Source organism: Sphingomonas sp. Leaf30 (assembly GCF_001422525.1).
Lineage (GTDB): Bacteria > Pseudomonadota > Alphaproteobacteria > Sphingomonadales > Sphingomonadaceae > Sphingomonas > Sphingomonas aerolata.
Window position 1 is genome coordinate 693129 of the sequence record NZ_LMKZ01000001.1, and the last position, 16522, is coordinate 709650.

A 16522-nucleotide genomic window follows, 5' to 3' on the forward strand; every position below is an offset into this window, starting at 1 on the left:
TGTTCCCGGGTCAGCCGCACTGGCCGCGGTGGAGCAGCGCCTGATCGGCAAGGACGAGTGCGACCATCGCCTCGACGACGGGCACGCCGCGGATGCCCACGCAGGGGTCGTGGCGGCCCTTGGTAGCGATCGTCGCGGCCTCGCCGGACGGACTGATCGTCTCGACGGGGGTGAGGATCGAGCTGGTCGGCTTGAACGCGACGCGCAGGCGGATCGGCTGGCCGGTGGCGATCCCGCCGGCAATCCCGCCGGCATGGTTGGCCAGGAATTCGGGGCCTTCTGCGCCCGGTCGCATGGGGTCGGCATTGGCCTCGCCCGACAGTGCGGCGGCAGCGAACCCGTCGCCGATCTCGATCCCCTTGACCGCGTTGATGCTCATGCAGGCCGAGGCGAGTTCGGCATCGAGCTTGGCATAGAGCGGCGCGCCCCAGCCTGCGGGGACGCCGGTTGCCTCGCACGCGATCACCGCGCCGAGCGACGATCCCGCCTTGCGCGCGGCGTCGACCAGCGCTTCCCAGCGCAGCGCCGCTTCCGCATCGGGGCAGAAGAACGGGTTCTGGTCGATCTGTGCGTCGTCGAAGTTCGCAGGGTCGATCGCGTCGCCGCCGATCGCCTCGACCCAGGCGCGGATGCGGACTTGCGGCACGACCAGCCGCGCGACCGCGCCGGCGGCGACGCGCGCCGCGGTCTCGCGCGCCGACGAGCGGCCGCCGCCGCGATAATCGCGAAAGCCATATTTGGCGTCATAGGCATAGTCGGCGTGGCCGGGGCGATAGGCCTTGGCGACGTCGGAATAATCCTTCGAGCGCTGGTCGACATTCTCGATCATCAGGCTGATCGGCGTGCCCGTCGTGCGGCCGTCGAACACGCCCGAGAGGATCCGCACCGCATCGGGCTCGCGCCGCTGCGTGGTGAAGCGCGAGGTGCCGGGACGGCGCTTGTCGAGCCAGGGCTGGATGTCGGCTTCGGTGAGGGGGATGCCGGGGGGGCAGCCGTCGACCACCGCGCCGAGCGCGGGTCCGTGGGACTCGCCCCAGGTGGTGAAGCGGAACATCCGTCCGAAGGTGTTGACGCTCACTTGGCCCTCTCCCCGACGGGGAGAGGGAGGGGCCCATGCGCAGCATGGGAGGGTGAGGGCACGCTGGTGAGCGCGGACAGGATCGCGGCAAGCGCGTCGTCCATCCGCTGCATCACGTCGTTGTTCCAGACACGGATCACACGGTATCCCTTGTTCGCGAGGTAGGTACTTCTGTCGGCATCATAGGCCGCGTCGCCAATATGCTGGCTGCCGTCTACCTCGACGACGAGCATGGCGTCCATGCACAGAAAGTCGGCGATGAACGGGCCGATCCACACCTGGCGGCGGAACTTTGAGTCGGCGAGGCGGCGGCTGCGGAGCTTCTGCCATAAACGGGTTTCCGCCTCGGTGGAGTCGCGACGCAGCTTCCGCGCGCGGTTGAGGGCTTCGGTGCCGTCCTTCTGCCTCACCGTGCCCTTACCCTCCCATGCTGCGCATGGGCCCCTCCCTCTCCCCGCAGGGGAGAGGGGGTAGTCTGTGCTTCTTCCGTTTACACCAGCGCGATGTCGGGGGCGTCTTCGGCCTTCATGCCGATCACGTTGTAGCCGGCGTCGACATGGTGGGTTTCGCCCGTGACGCCCGATGCCAGGTCGCTGAGCAGATACAGTCCCGCACCGCCGACATCGTCGATCGTCACGTTGCGCTTGAGCGGCGAGTTCAATTCGTTCCACTTCAGGATCAGGCGGAAGTCGCCGATCCCGCTCGCGGCCAGCGTCTTGATCGGGCCGGCCGAGATCGCGTTCACGCGGATATTGTCGCGGCCGAGATCGACCGCGAGATACTGCACGCTCGTCTCGAGCGCGGCCTTGGCGACGCCCATCACGTTGTAATGCGGGATGACCTTCTCGGCGCCGTAATAGCTGAGCGTCAGCATCGAGCCGCCCGGGTTCATCATCTTGGCCGCACGCTGCGCGACCGCGACGAACGAATAGACGCTGATGTTCATCGTCATCAGGAAATTGTCGAGGCTCGTGTCGACGAACCGGCCGCGCAGCTCGTTCTTGTCCGAAAAGCCGATCGCATGGACGACGAAATCGATCGTCGGCCATTCCTCTGCCAGCTTGGCGAAGGTCGTGTCGAGCGCGCCCATGTCGGAGACGTCGCAGTCGAACAGCCGTGCGACGCCCAGTTGCTCGGCGAGCGGGCGGACGCGCTTCTCCATCGTCTCGCCCTGATAGCTGAACGCGAGCTCCGCGCCGGCTTCGGACAGCTTCTTGGCGATCCCCCAGGCCAGCGACTTGTCGTTCGCCAGCCCCATGATCAACCCACGCTTGCCCGCCATCAAACCGTTCACGCCGTTCTCGCCTTCGCCTCTACCTCGTCAGCCGGTTGCTCTAGCGCTGTTTCTAGGGGTTCCGCCAGTGCCGCGTTCAAATGCGCCCCGAATACCAGCCCCAATCCGATGACGTAGAAGAACAGCAGCATGATGACGACGCCCGCCAGGCTGCCATAGGTCAGGTCATAGCCACCCAGGCTCGACAGGACGATCGGCAGCAATGCGGTCGCGCTGATCCACCAGACGGCGGTGAAGAGCGCGCCGGGCCATTTGCGGCATTTCGAATAGCGATAGCGCGACGGCGTTACCGAGTAGAACAGCAAGTACAGCGCGCCGAACATCAGCAGCGCGGGGATTAGACGCGACAGGCCGACCCAGCCCGCGGCGTCCTGCGCGAAGGGGACGAGGCGGTAGATGAACTGTTCGGCCGCGGTCAGGATGCCCTGTACCAGGAAGGAGAGCAGCGCCATGATCACCGAGCCGACGATCACCGCGGACGATCCGAGACGCGATTTCCAGAAGGGTGCGGTCGCCTTGATCCCGTAGGCGCGGTGGAAGATGTCGCGGATCGTCTCGACGAAGCTGCCGACGGTCCACAGCCCGACCAGCGCGCCGAGCCACAGCAGCGAGCCGGTGCGTGCGGCGAGCACGTCGGCGATCGGCTTGCGCAACAGGTCGGCAACGTTGGGCGGCAGCACGTTCAGGAAGGATTCGACCGCACGGATCGTCTCGGTGCTCTGGCCGAACAGCGACAGGATCGCCGCGGCCACGATGAAGAACGGAAAGACCGTCATCAGCGCGAGATAGGCGAGGTTGCCCGCATGGATGAAGCCGTCGTTGAACACGCCGACCGCGGCACGCTTGACGACCTCGAACGCATGACTGCCCGGCTTGACCTTGGCCATGCCGCGATTGAGGCGCCGGCGCGTGCCGCCGTGGTCGTGGGCGCGCGCCTCGGGCGTAAGATTGCTGTCGTTCACAAGGCGTTCAGACGCCCATGGCCCCCCGCGGGTTCCCGGTATTGCTCTTCGCCCAGCCCTCGACGAAGTCGGCAAGCGCCTTGTTGTCGGCCGGAATGTCGATCATCAGCGTGACGAGCTGATCGCCGCGGCCACCGGTTTTCTTGTGGAAGCCCTTGCCCTTGAGGCGCAGCGTCTTGCCCGAGGTCGTGCCCTTGGGGATCGTCAGCATGACCGGCTTTTCGACCGTCGGCGCCTTGATCGAGCCGCCAAGCACTGCCTCGGCGAGGCTGATCGGCAGGTCGATGCGGACGTCGTCGCCGTCGCGCGTGAAGAAGCGGTGCGGCTGGACGTCGATCGTCAGGATCGCGTCGCCCGCCCCGCCCGGGCCCTGCTCGCCCTTGCCGCTGAGCTTCATCTGCGTGCCGCTCTCTACGCCTGCGGGCAGTTTCAGATCGAGCGTCTTGCCATCGGAGAGCGTGACGCGCTGGGGCTCGAGCGTCGCCGCGTCGACGAACGGGACCTGCAGGCGATAGGCGACGTTTTCGCCCTTGGGCTGCGGGCGCCGGCCGAAGCCGCTCGCGAAACCGCCGCCACCGCCACGCTGGGCGCCGCCGAACAGCCCCTCGAAGATGTCGCTCATGTCGGGGCCGCCGCTCTCATAGCCTTCGCTGCGAAAGCCGCCGCCGGGCTGGGGGCGCCCACCGCCGCCGCCACCGAAGCCGAACGGCGCGGCGGGGTTTCCGTCGCCGTCGATCTCGCCGCGATCGAAGCGCGCGCGCTTGTCCTTGTCGTTCAGCAGGTCGTACGCGTTGGTGACCTGGCTGAACTTCTCCGATGCCTTCGGATTGTCCTTGTTGCGGTCGGGATGAAGCTCCTTGGCGAGCTTGCGATACGCCTTCTTGATGTCGGCTTCGTTCGCGTCGCGGGCAACGCCCAGGGTCTTGTACGGATCGGCCACTTAGGTCCCCACTCTGTCTTGCGCGTCTATGTGGGGCCGCCGCGGGCGCAACGCAATTCCCGTACCGTGCGTTTGGCGGGCGAGAGGAGACGATGATGGCTGACAAGCAACCGATGCAGGGCGTGCCCGAGGGCGATGACGGTGCCAAGCAGAAGGACGGGGTGAACGATGCGCCGGCCAAGGACAAGGGCGGCGAGAGTGGCGGCGGGTCCTATCCGAACCCGCATGAGGGGAAGGACTGACGCACGTCTCGTCATTCCCGCGTAGGCGGGAACCCATACCGGCAATCCTGCAAGACTATCGCAACCGTTCGAGCATATGGGTCCCCGCCTCCGCGGGGATGACGACCGTGAAGCAGGTTACCTGCCGACCGGGACCGGTGTCTCGTCGAGCGGCGCGACGTCGACGCTGACGTCCATGCTCTGTGCGCCCGAGCCCAGCACCACGCCGTCGACAGGCGCAATCTCGGCATAATCGCGGCCGACCGCCATGACGATATGGTCGCTGGCCATCCAGATGCCGTTGGTCGGATCCATCCCGACCCAGCCATGCACCGGCCCGCACCACAGCAGGACCCAGGCATGCGTCGCGTCGGCGCCGACCAGCCGCGGCTGGCCCGCTGGCGGGATGGTGCGGATATAGCCCGACGCATAGGCGGCGGGCAGGCCGGCGGCGCGCAGGCCGGTGATCATGATCTGCGCGAAATCCTGGCACACGCCCTTGCGGTGGAGGAACGCCTCGTGCGGCGGGGTGTCGACCAGCGTCGCATCCGCATCGAACACGAATTCGCGCTGGATGCGGCGGGCGAGCGCGATCCCCGCCTCCAGCGCGCCGCGCGCGGGGTCGAGATCGGCCGCGCAATAATCGGCGATCGCATGGTCGAGCGGGATCAGCGGCGAGGGATAGAGATAGGTGGCGGGGCTCGCCGCGGAGAGGTCGGTGCTCGCGCGCGCCAACGCCGCGATCTCGGCGAGCGTCGGGTCGCCGGCGGCGGGGACGGGGACGAGCCGGTCGACCGTGATCCGCGACCGGCTCTCGATCGTCAGGTGGCGGACCGGGCTGTCGACCACCAGCCGCGTGACGTTGGCGAGCCCGGCCTCGGCCCGCGCGGGGCTGATCCGGCCCGCGGGGTGGACCGAGAGCGTGTAGTCGTCGAGCCGCTGGCCGGGCCAGTCGATGGGCTTCAGCCGGAGGTTGCAGCGCGCGAACTTGACGCTCGCGCCATAGTCAAAGGTGGTGACGTGGCGGATGTCGTAGATCATGCGAGCGTCAGTTCGCTGGTGCGGAGCGGTTCTGCGCCCTGCAGGAAATAGCGTCTCGCCAGCGCGTCCGACACACCCGCCAGCCGGCGTTCGACATCGCCCAGCGTATCCGCGTCCAGCTCGGCGGCGGTCGCGGTCATTACGATCGCCATGAGTGCGGTCGCCTGTGCCTGTTGCGGTTCGGCCATCTCGTCGTCGCTGAGCACCGGCAGCTCGGCGAGCCGGGCGGCGATGCGGTCGGCGGAGAAGGCAAGGCTGCGCGGGTTGCCGGGGTCGAGCGCGACGAGATCCATCACCGGCACACGCGCGATTCCCGTCGGATAGCGCTGGCGATAGGTGATCTGGCTGTCGGCGAGGTCGAGCAGCACCGACAGGTCGTCGGGCGAGGCGCCAGGCATGCCGAACAGCCGGATCGCGCGCGCCATCGCCATCGCACGCTCGATCCGGCGGCCGAGATCGTGGAACCGCCATGCCGCGGTCCGTCCCATATGCTCGGCGGACAGCCCGGCGATCGCGGCATAGCGGCGCTGGAGCGAACCGGCGCGTTCGAGCATCCCGCGATGCGTCGGGAAGGGCGCCTCGAGCAGCCGGACCATGTCCGAGGAGAGCCGGTCGCGCGATCCCTCGCCGATCGCACGCGCATGGCGGTTGATCGTCGCGACCGACTGCCAGCCCTCGTCCTCCATCGCGGTGCGCGCGAACGCGGTAAGGTCGGCACGGCGCAGCGCGGGCGGATGCGGTGCGGCACCGCTGCCGACGATCAGCCCGACGAGCTTGCCGACGGTCTGCGACGACAGCACCGCGCCGCCGTCGGCATCGATCGAATTGCCGAGCATCACGCGGATCGCGGCCAGCAATGCCTCGCCGCGCTCGAGATAGCGGCCGAGCCAGTAGAAATTGTCCGCGACTCGGCTGGGCAGCGTGCCGGGATTGCGCCGGACGTGGAGCGAATCAGGCGCGGTGAGGAGCGAGACGGGTGCGACCGGCTCCGGCCCATAGACGCAGACATCGGCGGACCAGATGCCCTCGCCCATCACCGCAGCGCGCGCGTCTGGGTGCTCGCCGATCCGCGCGAACCCGCCGGGCAGCACGGTCCATTCGCCGTCGCCGCCGCGTGCTGCAAAGACGCGCAGCGTGAACGGGCGCGGCTCGAGCGTGTCGCCGACGACGACGGGCATCGTCGACAGGCGAACGATCTCCTGCCCGACATAATCCTGCGGGCGGCGGGCCATGTCGGCGAGCAGCGCGGCACGGTCGGCGCCTGTGATGTCGGCGCCCGCGGTCGCGCCGTTGGGCAGGCCGAGCGGGCGGGTGTGATAGGCAGGAGCGATCAGCAGCCGGTCGAGATCGGCCTCGACCGCGGTCCGTGCCGCGTCCTGCCCGCACCACCAGGTCGCGATGTTGGGCAGCAGCAGGTCTTCGCCGAGGATCGTGCGCGCAAGTTGCGGCAGGAAGGCCGAGAAGGCGGGGGCCTCAAGCACCGCGGAGCCGGGCGCGTTCGACAGCACGACATTGCCCGCGGCATAGGCGTCGATCAGGCCGGGCACGCCGATCTGCGAATGCGTGTCGAACGCCAGCGGATCGAGCAGCCGCGGATCGAGCCGCCGCCATAGCGCGTCGATCCGCTTCAGCCCGCCGATCGTGCGGACATAGAGCTTGTCCTCGAGCGCGGCGAGATCCGCGCCCTCGACGAGCAGCAGCCCCAGATAGCGCGCGAGATGCGCCTGTTCGGGATAGCTCGGGTTGAACCGGCCGGGGGTGAGCAGCCCGATGCGGGGATCGGTGCGCTTGCACATCGCCGCCAGCCCGGCGCGGAACGCGGCGAAGAAGGGCGCGTGGCGCTGGACGTTCAGCCGCGCCTGCAGCCCGCCGAGCGTGCGGCCGACCGCGAGCCGGTTCTCGAGCGCATAGCCCGCACCCGCGGGCGCGCGCAGATGATCGGCGAGCACGCGCCATTCGCCGCTTGGACCGCGGCCGAGATCGATCGCGATGAAATCGAGGTGGCGGCCGCCCGGCGGATCGAGCCCGACCATCGGCCGCAGGAAGAACGGGCTGCCGGTGACGAGCGCGGCGGGGATATGGCCATCCGCGACCAGCTTTCCCTCGCCGTACAGATCGGCGATCACCGTTTCCATCAACGTCGCACGCTGGACGACGCCCGCCGCGATCCGCGCCCATGCGTCCGCCTCGATCAGCAGCGGGACGGGGGAGACCGGCCAGGGGCGCTCGTCGGGTTCGTCGGCGATGCGGAAGCCGGTGCCGATATCGACCGCGTGACGCTGGACGCGTTCGCGGACATGGCCGAGATCGTCCGAGGCGACCATCGCGAGCTCGGCGAAGGTCGCGGTCCAGGCGGGGTCGATGCTGCCGTCGGCGGCGGGGCAGAGCATGTCGGCGGCGGTGCTGCGCGCGCAATAGTCGGCGATCCAGCGCTCGGCATGGCGTGTCGCGTCATAGGCGCTCGATTGCGCCGTATCGGTCGGGGGCGTGGATTGCGTCGCCATCTCCATGCCTTGATGCCTTCGAATAGTGGCGGCGGGTGTTTCACCTTTCGCTGGTGCGGCGCAACCTAAAAGCGTGTCTGCGGGGCGGGTTTCGCCTACGCCTTCCACCCCGGCGGAGGCCGGGGCCCAATTGGATGGAGGGGCGTAACGGCTAGCCACCCTTTATCACGGGTGTCCCCCAATTGGGCCCCGGCCTTCGCCGGGGTGGAGTGCGGGGGTTAGGGGAGGCGCCCGCCCTCAGAAATCCGGCAGAACCTGGTCCGCCACGCCCCAGCCCTTCAACCCGCGCGACCCGGCGCGTGCGATCAGGTCGTCGGCGTCGCGCACGCCCCAGCGGGCGGCGGTGTCGATATCGCGCAATTCGCTCCATGATACGGGGGCGGCGACAGGTGCGCCAGCGCGGGCGCGGGCGGAATAGGGCATCACCGCGGTGCTGCCGCGCTGGTTGCGCAGCCAGTCGATGAAGATCCGGCCCTTGCGCTTGGCCTTGGCCATCGATGCCACGAACCGGTCGGGCTCGGCACTTGCCAGCGCGCGGGCGAAGCGGTCGGCGAAATCCTTGACCGCGGGCCATTCCGCCTTGGGGGTGAGCGGCACGACGACATGGACGCCCTTGCCGCCCGACAGCATCGCGAAGCTGACGAGCCCCAGTTCGGCGAGCTGCGTCTTCAAATACTCTGCGGCCTTCTTCGTATCGTCGAAGTCGAGGCCCTCGTCGGGGTCGAGATCGAAGACGAGCCGGTCGGGCTTTTCGAGCGTCTCGTTGGAGGATCCCCAGCCGTGGAATTCGATCGTCCCCATCTGGACACAGGCGACCAGCCCGTCGGCATCGTCGACATAGAGATAGTCCTCGGTCGACCTGTCCTTCTCGCGGATCGGTACCTGATGGACCGCGTCGCCGAAGCTGCCGGCGTCATGTTTCTGGAAGAAGCAGGCGCGCGACCGGCCTTGCGGGCAGCGGACGAGGCTGATCGGGCGATTGCCGGCGAAGGGAAGGATGAGGCCGGACAGCGCGGCATAATAGTCGGCGAGATCGCCCTTGGTGACGTCGGAGTCGTCGAAGATCACGCGGTCGCGGTTGGTGATCTTGATCTTAGTCTCAGGCGCGGCATCGGGGAGCGGGGCGGGGGTCTCGGCGACGACGTCCTTCGCCGCCTTGTCCTCGCGCAGGCCGATGAAGCTCGAATGGCGCAGCACGCCGTCGGGGGTGGTTTCGGCAAAGGCGATCTCGGCGACCAGCTTCGGCGTAACCCAGTGCGCGCCGCGGACCGCGGCTTTCGGGGCCTCGACCGTCGGCGTCTTGCGGTCGAGCGCATCGAGCTTGCCGCGCAGCTCGTCCATCAGCGCCTGGTCGAAACCGGTGCCGACCTTGCCCGCATAGCGATAGCTCTTGCCCTCGCGGACACCGAGCAGCAGCGACTTGAAGCCGCGCTTCTTGTCGGACGGGAGCCAGCCGACGATGACGAATTCCTGGCGGTGCGTGCATTTGATCTTGAGCCACGCCTTGGTCCGCTTGCCCTGATAGGGCGCGTCGGCGCGTTTCGAGACGATGCCTTCGAGGCCCTCGCGGCACATCGTCTCGAACAATTGCTCGCCCGCGCCGATGACGTGGTCCGAATAGCGCAGGCGGTCGTCATCGGCCGGGATCAACGGTGCGAGGCGTGCCTTGCGGTCGAGATTGGACAGGCCGGTCAGGTCCTCGCCGTCGACCTCGAGCAGGTCGAACGCGAACAAGGTCATGTCACCGCCGCTGGAGATCGCGTCTTTCAGCGTCGAGAAATCGGGGTGGCCGTTCTTGAAGGCGACGATCTCGCCGTCGAGCAGCGCCGATTTTACGGGGAGCTTCGCGGCGGCGGCAGCGATTCCGGCGAACTTGTCGGTCCAGTCGAGGCCGGTGCGGGTGAACACGTTGGCCTTGCCGTTCGCGACGGCGACGAGCGCGCGGTAGCCGTCATATTTGACCTCGTGCAGCCAGGCGGTGCCGGTGGGGACGGCATAGACGAGCGTGCAGAGTTGGGGGTCGCGGAATTCGGGAAGCGTGCCGTCATGCTGGCGAAGGCGAGGATCCAGAGTATCCGCCGCGACGCTTTTCGCTCTGGGTCCCGGCTTTCGCCGGGATGACGGGGGAGGGGCGGGTTTGCTCGCGCGTGCCGGCTTCTTGCCCTCGGCAATCTCCGCCATGGTCCGCCCGGTCGAGACGCTCGTCAGCGCTTCGTCGACCAGCCTATCCGTGCCGCCCGCCGCGGCGTCGTCGATCTTGCGCAGCAGCCAGTTCTCGCGCTTTTCCTTCGCGCGGGGTTTCAGGCGGATCAGCAGCCATTCGCCCTTCATCCGCTCGCCATCGAGGACGAAGTGGAGATGGCCCTTGTCGAGGTCCTTGGCCGACTTGCCCTTGATCGGTGCCCAGGTGCCGCGGTCCCACAGCATCACCGTGCCGCCGCCATATTCTCCCGCGGGGATCGCGCCTTCGAACGTGGCGTAGCTCAGGGGATGGTCCTCGGTGCGGACCGCGAGGCGCTTTTCGTCCGGGTCGAGGCTTGGGCCGCGGGTGACCGCCCAGCTTTTGAGGACGCCGTCGATCTCGAGGCGCAGGTCCCAGTGGAGGCGGGTGGCGTCGTGCTTCTGCACCATGAAGCTGTTGCCGTTGCCGGGGGTCAGCGTGCCGGCGGGTTCGGCGGTCTTCGCGAAGTCCCGCTTGGCATTGTAGAGCGCGAGGGGGTCGGGGGTGTCAGCCACCATCGGTCTCCCGCGAATGCGGGAGCCCAGGCTGGGTCCCCGCCTTCGCAGGGACACAACAGGGGGCGTTACGCACGTTTCTTCGCCGGAGACTTGGTCGCGGTCTTCGGCGCGGTCTTGGCCGGAGCTTTCTTGGCGGGCGCCTTCTTCGCAGCCGCGGCCGTGCCGCCCGATTTCTCCATCGACTTCTTCAGCGCCGCCATCAGGTCGACCACGTTCGACCCCTTGCTCTCGCCGCTGCCCTTGTCGTCGATGATCGTCTTGCCGTTCGCCTTGCGCTTGCGTTCGATCAGGTCCTTCAGCGCGTCGACATACCGATCGTGGAAGTCCTGCGGGTGGAAGTCGCCGCTGCGCTTCTCGATCAGCGCCTCGGCGAGTTCGAGCAGTTCCTCGGACGGCTTGTCGTCGGGGATGTCGCGGAAATAGCCCTGCGCCTTGTGCACCTCGTCCGCGTAGCGCAGCGTCTCGAGCACCAAGCCGCGCCCGCACGGCTTGAGGCTGACGACATATTCGCGGCCGCGCATCGCCAGCTGGCCGAGCCCGACCTTCTTCGTGCGCCGGAGCGCCTCGCGCAAAACGATGAACGCCTCTTCCGCCAGATCGTCCGCGGGGACGACGAAATAGGGCTTCTCATAATAGAGCACGTCGATCTCGCTCGCATCGACAAACTGGGTCAGTTCGAGCGTCTTCTTCGATTCGAGCTTCACCGCGTCGATCTCGTCCTGGTCGAGCAGGACATATTCGCCCTTTTCGACCTCATAGCCCTTCATGATCTCGTCGGCGTCGACGGGGCCGACGCCGGTCACGACCTTGTCGTAATGGATCGGCTGGCCCGAGGGTTCGTGGATCTGCTTGAACGAGACGGCCGCACCCGATTTGGTGGCGGAGTAGATCTCGACCGGGATCGAGACCAGCGCGAGCCGGATCTGTCCCTGCCAATAGGCGCGCGCTGCCACGGTGCGGTTTCCTTCGTTGCGAAACCGATTCAATCGTCGGCGTCGCGAGTCGTTCCGTGAGCGCCGTGCCGTGCGCTGTTTCGCGAGTCGCCGAGTTTCGCTATGGCGCTGCCATGTCCGACAACCCGATCACGCTGTTCGACGCCTGGTACGCCGAGGCCAGGCAAACAGAAATCAACGACTCCAACGCGGTAGCCCTCGCCACTGCGGATGCGCAGGGACGTCCGTCGGTGCGGATGGTGCTGCTGAAAGGGCATGGCCCCGATGGTTTCGTCATCTACACCAACCGCGAAAGCCGCAAGGCCGGCGAGCTGACCGCGAACGCGCATGCGGCGTTGCTCTTCCACTGGAAGTCGCTGCGCCGGCAGGTCCGGATCGAGGGGCGCGTCAGCCTGGTGAGCGATGCGGAATCGGACGCCTATTTCGCAACGCGCGGCCGTGATTCGCAACTCGGGGCATGGGCGTCGGAGCAATCGCGCCCGCTCGACACGCGCGACACGTTCGAACGCCGTTTTGCCGAGGCGCAGGCGCGGTTCGAGGGTGGCGACGTGCCGCGCCCGCCGCACTGGGGCGGGTACCGGATCGCGCCCGATCGCATCGAGCTGTGGCAGGACCGCGAACACCGCCTACATGAGCGGCGACTGTTCGTGCGCGACGGTGAAGGCTGGACTGAAGGATTGCTATTCCCATGACCCAGGACGAACGCCGCAGGGTGATCCCGCTGGCGACGCGCGCGGCGCTCGCCAGCGTCGCGATGGCGTGTTTCCTGCTGCTGCTGAAGGGCTTTGCGGCGTGGACGACCGGATCGGTGGCGATGCTCGGCTCGCTTGCCGACACCGCGCTCGACCTGCTCGCGAGCCTCGTCACATTGTACGGCGTGCGGCTGGCGGCGACGCCGGCCGATCATGATCACCGTTTCGGCCACGGCAAGGCGGAGGCGCTCGCCGCGCTGTTCCAGGTGATGCTGATCACCGCGTCGGCGGCGGGCATCGCCTGGCGCGCGATCCTCGCGTTCAACGATCCTCAGCCGACCACGGGCGCCGATTTCGGCATCGGCGTGTCGGTCGTCGCGATCGTCGCGACGGTGTTCCTGCTCGCCTATCAGCGCCGGATCATCCGCCAGACCGGCTCGGTCGCGATCTTGGCAGATAATGTCCATTACCAGTCGGACGTGCTGCTCAACGGGTCGGTGATCGTCGCGCTGGTGCTCGACCAGTATATGGGGTGGAGCGGGGCGGATCCGATCTTCGGCATCGTCATCGCGCTGTGGCTCGCCTGGGGTGCGTTCTCGGCATCGTCGAACGCGATCGACCAGCTGATGGACAAGGAATGGCCCGAGGATCTGCGTGCACAGTTCCTCGACGTGGCGGCGCGTCAGCCCGGCATCCGCGGCATCCATGACTTCCGCACCCGCCGGTCGGGCAGCCATGATTTCGCGCAGTTCCACATGGAGGTCGCGCGCGACCTGACCGTTGCGCATGCCCACGACATCGTCGAGGCAGTCGAGCGCAACCTGCGCACCGCCTTCCCCAAGGTCGAAGTGCTGATCCACCTCGATCCCGAAGGGCATGTCGATACCGACAATCCGCTGGTCGAGGCGGACGTGACGCCGCATTGGTTTGGCAAGCGGGTTTAACCCGCTAGGTGCCCGACAACCGGGTATGAGGGGCAGCAGCATGAGAATACCGTTCGCGCAGATCGATGCGTTCGCCGACACGGCCTTTGCGGGCAATCCGGCGGCGGTGATGCCGTTGTCGGCGTGGCTCGACGATGCTGTGCTGCTGGATATCGCGCAGGAGAACAACCTGAGCGAGACCGCGTTCATCGTCCCCTCGGCCGAAGAGGGCGTCGATTTCGACCTGCGCTGGTTCACGCCGGGCGCAGAGGTCGCGCTGTGCGGGCATGCGACGCTGGCGAGCGGGCATTTCGTGCTGTCGTCGGATAGCGCGCGCGACAGGGTCCGGTTCGCAACGCGGCAGGCGGGGATCCTCGAGGTCGCCTGCGCGGATGGCGGATACACGCTCGAGCTGCCGGCCTGGGCGCCCGCGCCGAAGGCGATGCCGGAGATCGTCGCGGCACTGACGATCGATTCGCCGGTCGAGACCTTGTGGCACGACAAGGGCTATGCGCTGGTGATCGTCGAGGACGAGGCGATCGTCCGCAACCTGAAACCCGATTTCGTCGCGCTGGCGAAGTTTCCGATCGTCGCGATCGTCGCGGCGAAGGGGTCCGCGACCGCGATCGTCAGCCGCGTCTTCACGCCTTATTATGCAATCAACGAGGACCCGGTGACGGGGTCGGCGCATGCGGTGATGGTACCGTACTGGGCGCAGACGCTGGGGGACAGTTTCACCGCGTTCCAAGCGAGCGCGCGCGGGGGGCGGCTGACGTGCCGGCTCGAAGGCGACCGGGTGGTGCTTGGCGGTGCATGCGTGACGGTGATCGAGGGCACGTTCCTGCTGCCGTGATCACGGTCTAACTCTACGTCATCCTGACGAAAGTCAGGATCCAGAGCCAGGATCGTCTTGCTTCGTTACCCTGGACCCTGACTTTCGTCAGGATGACGGAAGAGGAGCGACGTGGCGGCTAGCGCTTGCGGCCCTTGGTCATCGGGTCAGGCTTCTTGGGTTTCACCCAGCCGGGCGGCGGGGTCAGACGCTGCTGGCTGGTGCCCAGACCCATCGCGCCGGGCTGCTGGCGGGTGAGTCCCGCGGTGTCGGCGACGGTGCCGCCGCCGCGCAGCAGGCTGATCTGGTCGCGCAGTCGTCCCGCGGTCTCGAAGTCCATCGCCGCGGCGGCGGCTTCCATCTGGCGGCGCAGGTCGTCGATATCCATGCCGGACCTAACGCGTCAGGCGGCGGCGAGTGCCGCCTCGGTCGACGCGATCCAGCCGCCGCCGAGCACGCGGTCGCCGGCATAGAGGACGGTCGCCTGTCCCGGTGCGACACCATATTCGGGTGAGTCGAACACGACGCGGTCACCGATCAGGCGGGCCGGGACGGGCTTGGCCATCGAGCGCACCTTGGCGGTGAGCGGCCCGGTGAAATCGTCGCCGAGCCAGTTGATGTCGCTCAGCTGTGCCGCCGAAACCGCGAGGGCACGACGCGGGCCGACCACGACGCGCTTCGTGTCGGGCTCGACGCGCACGACGTAAAGCGGCTCGGGGCTGCCGCCGATCTCCAGTCCGCGACGCTGGCCGACGGTGAAGTGGATGAGCCCGCGATGCTCGCCGAGCTTCATGCCGCCGATATCGACGATATCGCCCGCGGTATCCGCCTCCGGGCGCAGCTTCTTGACCAGCCCGGCGTAATCGCCGTCGGGGACGAAGCAGATATCCTGGCTGTCGGGCTTGGCCGCGACGCCTAGGCCGAGTTCGGCCGCGATCTCACGCACGCGCGCCTTGGGCAGGCCGCCGAGCGGGAAGCGCAGATAGTCGAGCTGCGCCTGCGTCGTCGCGAACAGGAAATAGCTCTGGTCGCGGGCAGGATCCGCGCCGCGGTGGAGTTCGGCGCCGTGCGTCCCCTCGACGCGGCGGACATAATGGCCGGTCGCGAGGCAGTCCGCGCCGAGATCGCGCGCGAGCTTCAGCAGGTCGGTGAACTTGGGCCCCATGTTGCACTGGACGCATGGGATCGGCGTACGCCCCGCGAGATAAGCGTCGGCAAAGGTGTCGACGACCTGTTCGCGAAAACTCGATTCATGGTCGAAGACGTAATGCGCGATGCCGAGCCGGTCGCAGACCGCGCGCGCGTCGCGAATGTCGCGGCCCGCGCAGCACGAGCCCGCGCGGCCGACCGCCTCGCCGTGGTCGTAGAGCTGCAACGTCACGCCGATCGTCTCCGCGCCGGTCGCATGCGCGAGCGCCGCGACGACCGAGCTGTCGACCCCGCCCGACATCGCGACGACGATCCGTCGACCGGCCAGCGACCCCGACCCTGGTGTCGCGCCGCCGAGCTGAAAATCCGCCTGTTCCATCGGTACACCATAGTCTCTGCGACGAGGCGTTGCAAAAAAAGCGACAGGCGCGACAACTCTTTGTCCCGAACTTTACCTCGTTTTCATTCCCCGGCGTTTAGACGGAACCTCTAGTTGGTGTTTTGCGAGTGTCGCGTTGGATCTGAGCTTCCCCCGTTTCGATCGAGAGGCCGAGCTGACCGTTCTGCCCGGTGACCTGGCGGTGTTGATCGTCGGGATCGCCGCGCGTCAGGCGGCGAGCCCGACCGCGGCGGTTCAGGCCGGGTTTTCGCGGGGTGCGATCGATCCCAAGCTGTTCGCCCCCGTCCACGGGGCGTTCAACGGGCCAATGGCGGATGCCTTGACGCGATGGAAACAGGAATGACCGCGGCGTTTACCGCGGCGTTTCAGCCATTCTTCAACTCCCTTGGCTACGGGTCGTAGCCACGTATCGAGAGGGGGCCCCCGCCCCGATCAGAGGTTGTAAATGATCGAGAACCAGAAGTTCCGCCCTGCCAAGGTCATCGGACCGCTAGGCGAGCAATTGACGCTGGATTCGCTGCCGCCGCCCAGCACGACGCGGTGGGTCGTACGCCGCAAGGCCGAGGTCGTCGCCGCGGTCAATGGCGGTCTGTTGTCGGTCGACGAGGTCTGCGACCGCTATGGACTGACGGTCGAGGAATTTGCCGGATGGCAGCGCGCGATCGACCGGTCGGGGATGCCGGGCCTGCGCGTGACGCGGATCCAGCACTATAAGTCGCTGTACGAAAGGCAGCAAAAATACTGACCCGAATCAGCATACATAATCAAAACGCGGGCGGAACAAACGTCCGTGC

At 67.5% G+C, this 16522-nt stretch carries 17 protein-coding genes; 6 read left to right on the plus strand and 11 right to left on the minus strand.

Annotated elements, in window-relative coordinates:
• Window positions 1-10: 10 nt before the first annotated feature.
• The 5 genes from aroC to ASE89_RS03340 all read right to left on the minus strand — a co-directional run bounded on the left by aroC (window position 11) and on the right by ASE89_RS03340 (window position 4274).
• Window positions 11-1078: a chorismate synthase gene (gene aroC / locus ASE89_RS03320; protein WP_056674016.1), complete on the minus strand. Its 1068-nt coding sequence runs from the start codon at window positions 1076-1078 to the stop codon at window positions 11-13.
• A complete protein-coding gene (locus ASE89_RS03325) occupies window positions 1075-1488 on the minus strand; it encodes an endonuclease domain-containing protein (RefSeq protein WP_056674019.1) in 414 nt (137 codons plus the stop codon). Before ASE89_RS03325 ends, aroC begins: the two co-directional genes overlap by 4 nt.
• Before the next feature lie 80 nt (window positions 1489-1568).
• The gene (fabI, locus tag ASE89_RS03330; RefSeq protein ID WP_156363254.1) at window positions 1569-2372 is read right to left on the minus strand and encodes an enoyl-ACP reductase FabI; all 804 of its coding nucleotides are present in this window, start codon (window positions 2370-2372) and stop codon (window positions 1569-1571) included.
• On the minus strand, window positions 2369-3334 hold the full coding sequence (locus ASE89_RS03335; RefSeq protein WP_192003066.1) for a YihY/virulence factor BrkB family protein: 966 nt from the start codon (window positions 3332-3334) through the stop codon (window positions 2369-2371). Before ASE89_RS03335 ends, fabI begins: the two co-directional genes overlap by 4 nt.
• Before the next feature lie 7 nt (window positions 3335-3341).
• A complete protein-coding gene (locus tag ASE89_RS03340) occupies window positions 3342-4274 on the minus strand; it encodes a DnaJ C-terminal domain-containing protein (protein WP_082451212.1) in 933 nt (310 codons plus the stop codon).
• A 95-nt stretch (window positions 4275-4369) separates the two neighbouring features.
• Between ASE89_RS03340 and ASE89_RS20160 the strand changes: the two genes are divergently transcribed.
• On the plus strand, window positions 4370-4516 hold the full coding sequence (locus ASE89_RS20160; protein ID WP_156360378.1) for a hypothetical protein: 147 nt from the start codon (window positions 4370-4372) through the stop codon (window positions 4514-4516).
• Window positions 4517-4633: 117 nt separating this feature from the next.
• Here the strand turns inward: ASE89_RS20160 and ASE89_RS03345 are convergent, their stop codons facing one another.
• The 4 genes from ASE89_RS03345 to ku form a co-directional block, all read right to left on the minus strand.
• A complete protein-coding gene (locus ASE89_RS03345; protein WP_056674025.1) occupies window positions 4634-5536 on the minus strand; it encodes a transglutaminase family protein in 903 nt (300 codons plus the stop codon).
• On the minus strand, window positions 5533-8040 hold the full coding sequence (locus ASE89_RS03350) for a circularly permuted type 2 ATP-grasp protein (protein ID WP_031440569.1): 2508 nt from the start codon (window positions 8038-8040) through the stop codon (window positions 5533-5535). Before ASE89_RS03350 ends, ASE89_RS03345 begins: the two co-directional genes overlap by 4 nt.
• Before the next feature lie 237 nt (window positions 8041-8277).
• The gene (gene ligD / locus ASE89_RS03355) at window positions 8278-10779 is read right to left on the minus strand and encodes a DNA ligase D (protein WP_056674028.1); all 2502 of its coding nucleotides are present in this window, start codon (window positions 10777-10779) and stop codon (window positions 8278-8280) included.
• Window positions 10780-10844: 65 nt separating this feature from the next.
• Entirely contained in the window at window positions 10845-11732 is an 888-nt protein-coding gene (gene ku, locus ASE89_RS03360) for a non-homologous end joining protein Ku (protein ID WP_056674031.1), read from the minus strand.
• 113 nt (window positions 11733-11845) lie between these two features.
• Between ku and pdxH the strand changes: the two genes are divergently transcribed.
• Genes pdxH through ASE89_RS03375 form a run of 3 tightly spaced genes read left to right on the plus strand, consistent with a single transcriptional unit; the run spans window position 11846 to window position 14200 of the window.
• Window positions 11846-12424, plus strand: coding sequence for a pyridoxamine 5'-phosphate oxidase (pdxH, locus tag ASE89_RS03365; RefSeq protein ID WP_056674035.1), 579 nt, complete (start codon window positions 11846-11848; stop codon window positions 12422-12424).
• Complete coding sequence (locus ASE89_RS03370; protein WP_031440565.1) at window positions 12421-13368, plus strand: cation diffusion facilitator family transporter; 948 nt, start codon at window positions 12421-12423, stop codon at window positions 13366-13368. Before pdxH ends, ASE89_RS03370 begins: the two co-directional genes overlap by 4 nt.
• Window positions 13369-13408: 40 nt before the next feature.
• Window positions 13409-14200: a PhzF family phenazine biosynthesis protein gene (locus ASE89_RS03375; RefSeq protein ID WP_031440564.1), complete on the plus strand. Its 792-nt coding sequence runs from the start codon at window positions 13409-13411 to the stop codon at window positions 14198-14200.
• 118 nt (window positions 14201-14318) lie between these two features.
• Here ASE89_RS03375 and ASE89_RS03380 read toward each other — a convergent pair whose 3' ends face one another.
• Both ASE89_RS03380 and mnmA read right to left on the minus strand, forming a co-directional pair.
• Window positions 14319-14567 (minus strand): UvrB/UvrC motif-containing protein, encoded by a 249-nt coding sequence (locus ASE89_RS03380; protein WP_031440563.1) that lies wholly within the window; start codon window positions 14565-14567, stop codon window positions 14319-14321.
• Window positions 14568-14582: 15 nt separating this feature from the next.
• On the minus strand, window positions 14583-15707 hold the full coding sequence (gene mnmA / locus ASE89_RS03385) for a tRNA 2-thiouridine(34) synthase MnmA (protein WP_056407215.1): 1125 nt from the start codon (window positions 15705-15707) through the stop codon (window positions 14583-14585).
• A gap of 136 nt (window positions 15708-15843) precedes the next feature.
• On the opposite strand from mnmA, the gene ASE89_RS03390 reads away from it, so the two are divergent.
• Window positions 15844-16071, plus strand: a complete 228-nt coding sequence (locus ASE89_RS03390; protein WP_031393005.1) for a hypothetical protein — start codon at window positions 15844-15846, stop codon at window positions 16069-16071.
• 102 nt (window positions 16072-16173) lie between these two features.
• Window positions 16174-16473, plus strand: a complete 300-nt coding sequence (gene sciP / locus ASE89_RS03395; RefSeq protein ID WP_031393004.1) for a CtrA inhibitor SciP — start codon at window positions 16174-16176, stop codon at window positions 16471-16473.
• The last annotated feature ends 49 nt before the right edge of the window (window positions 16474-16522 follow it).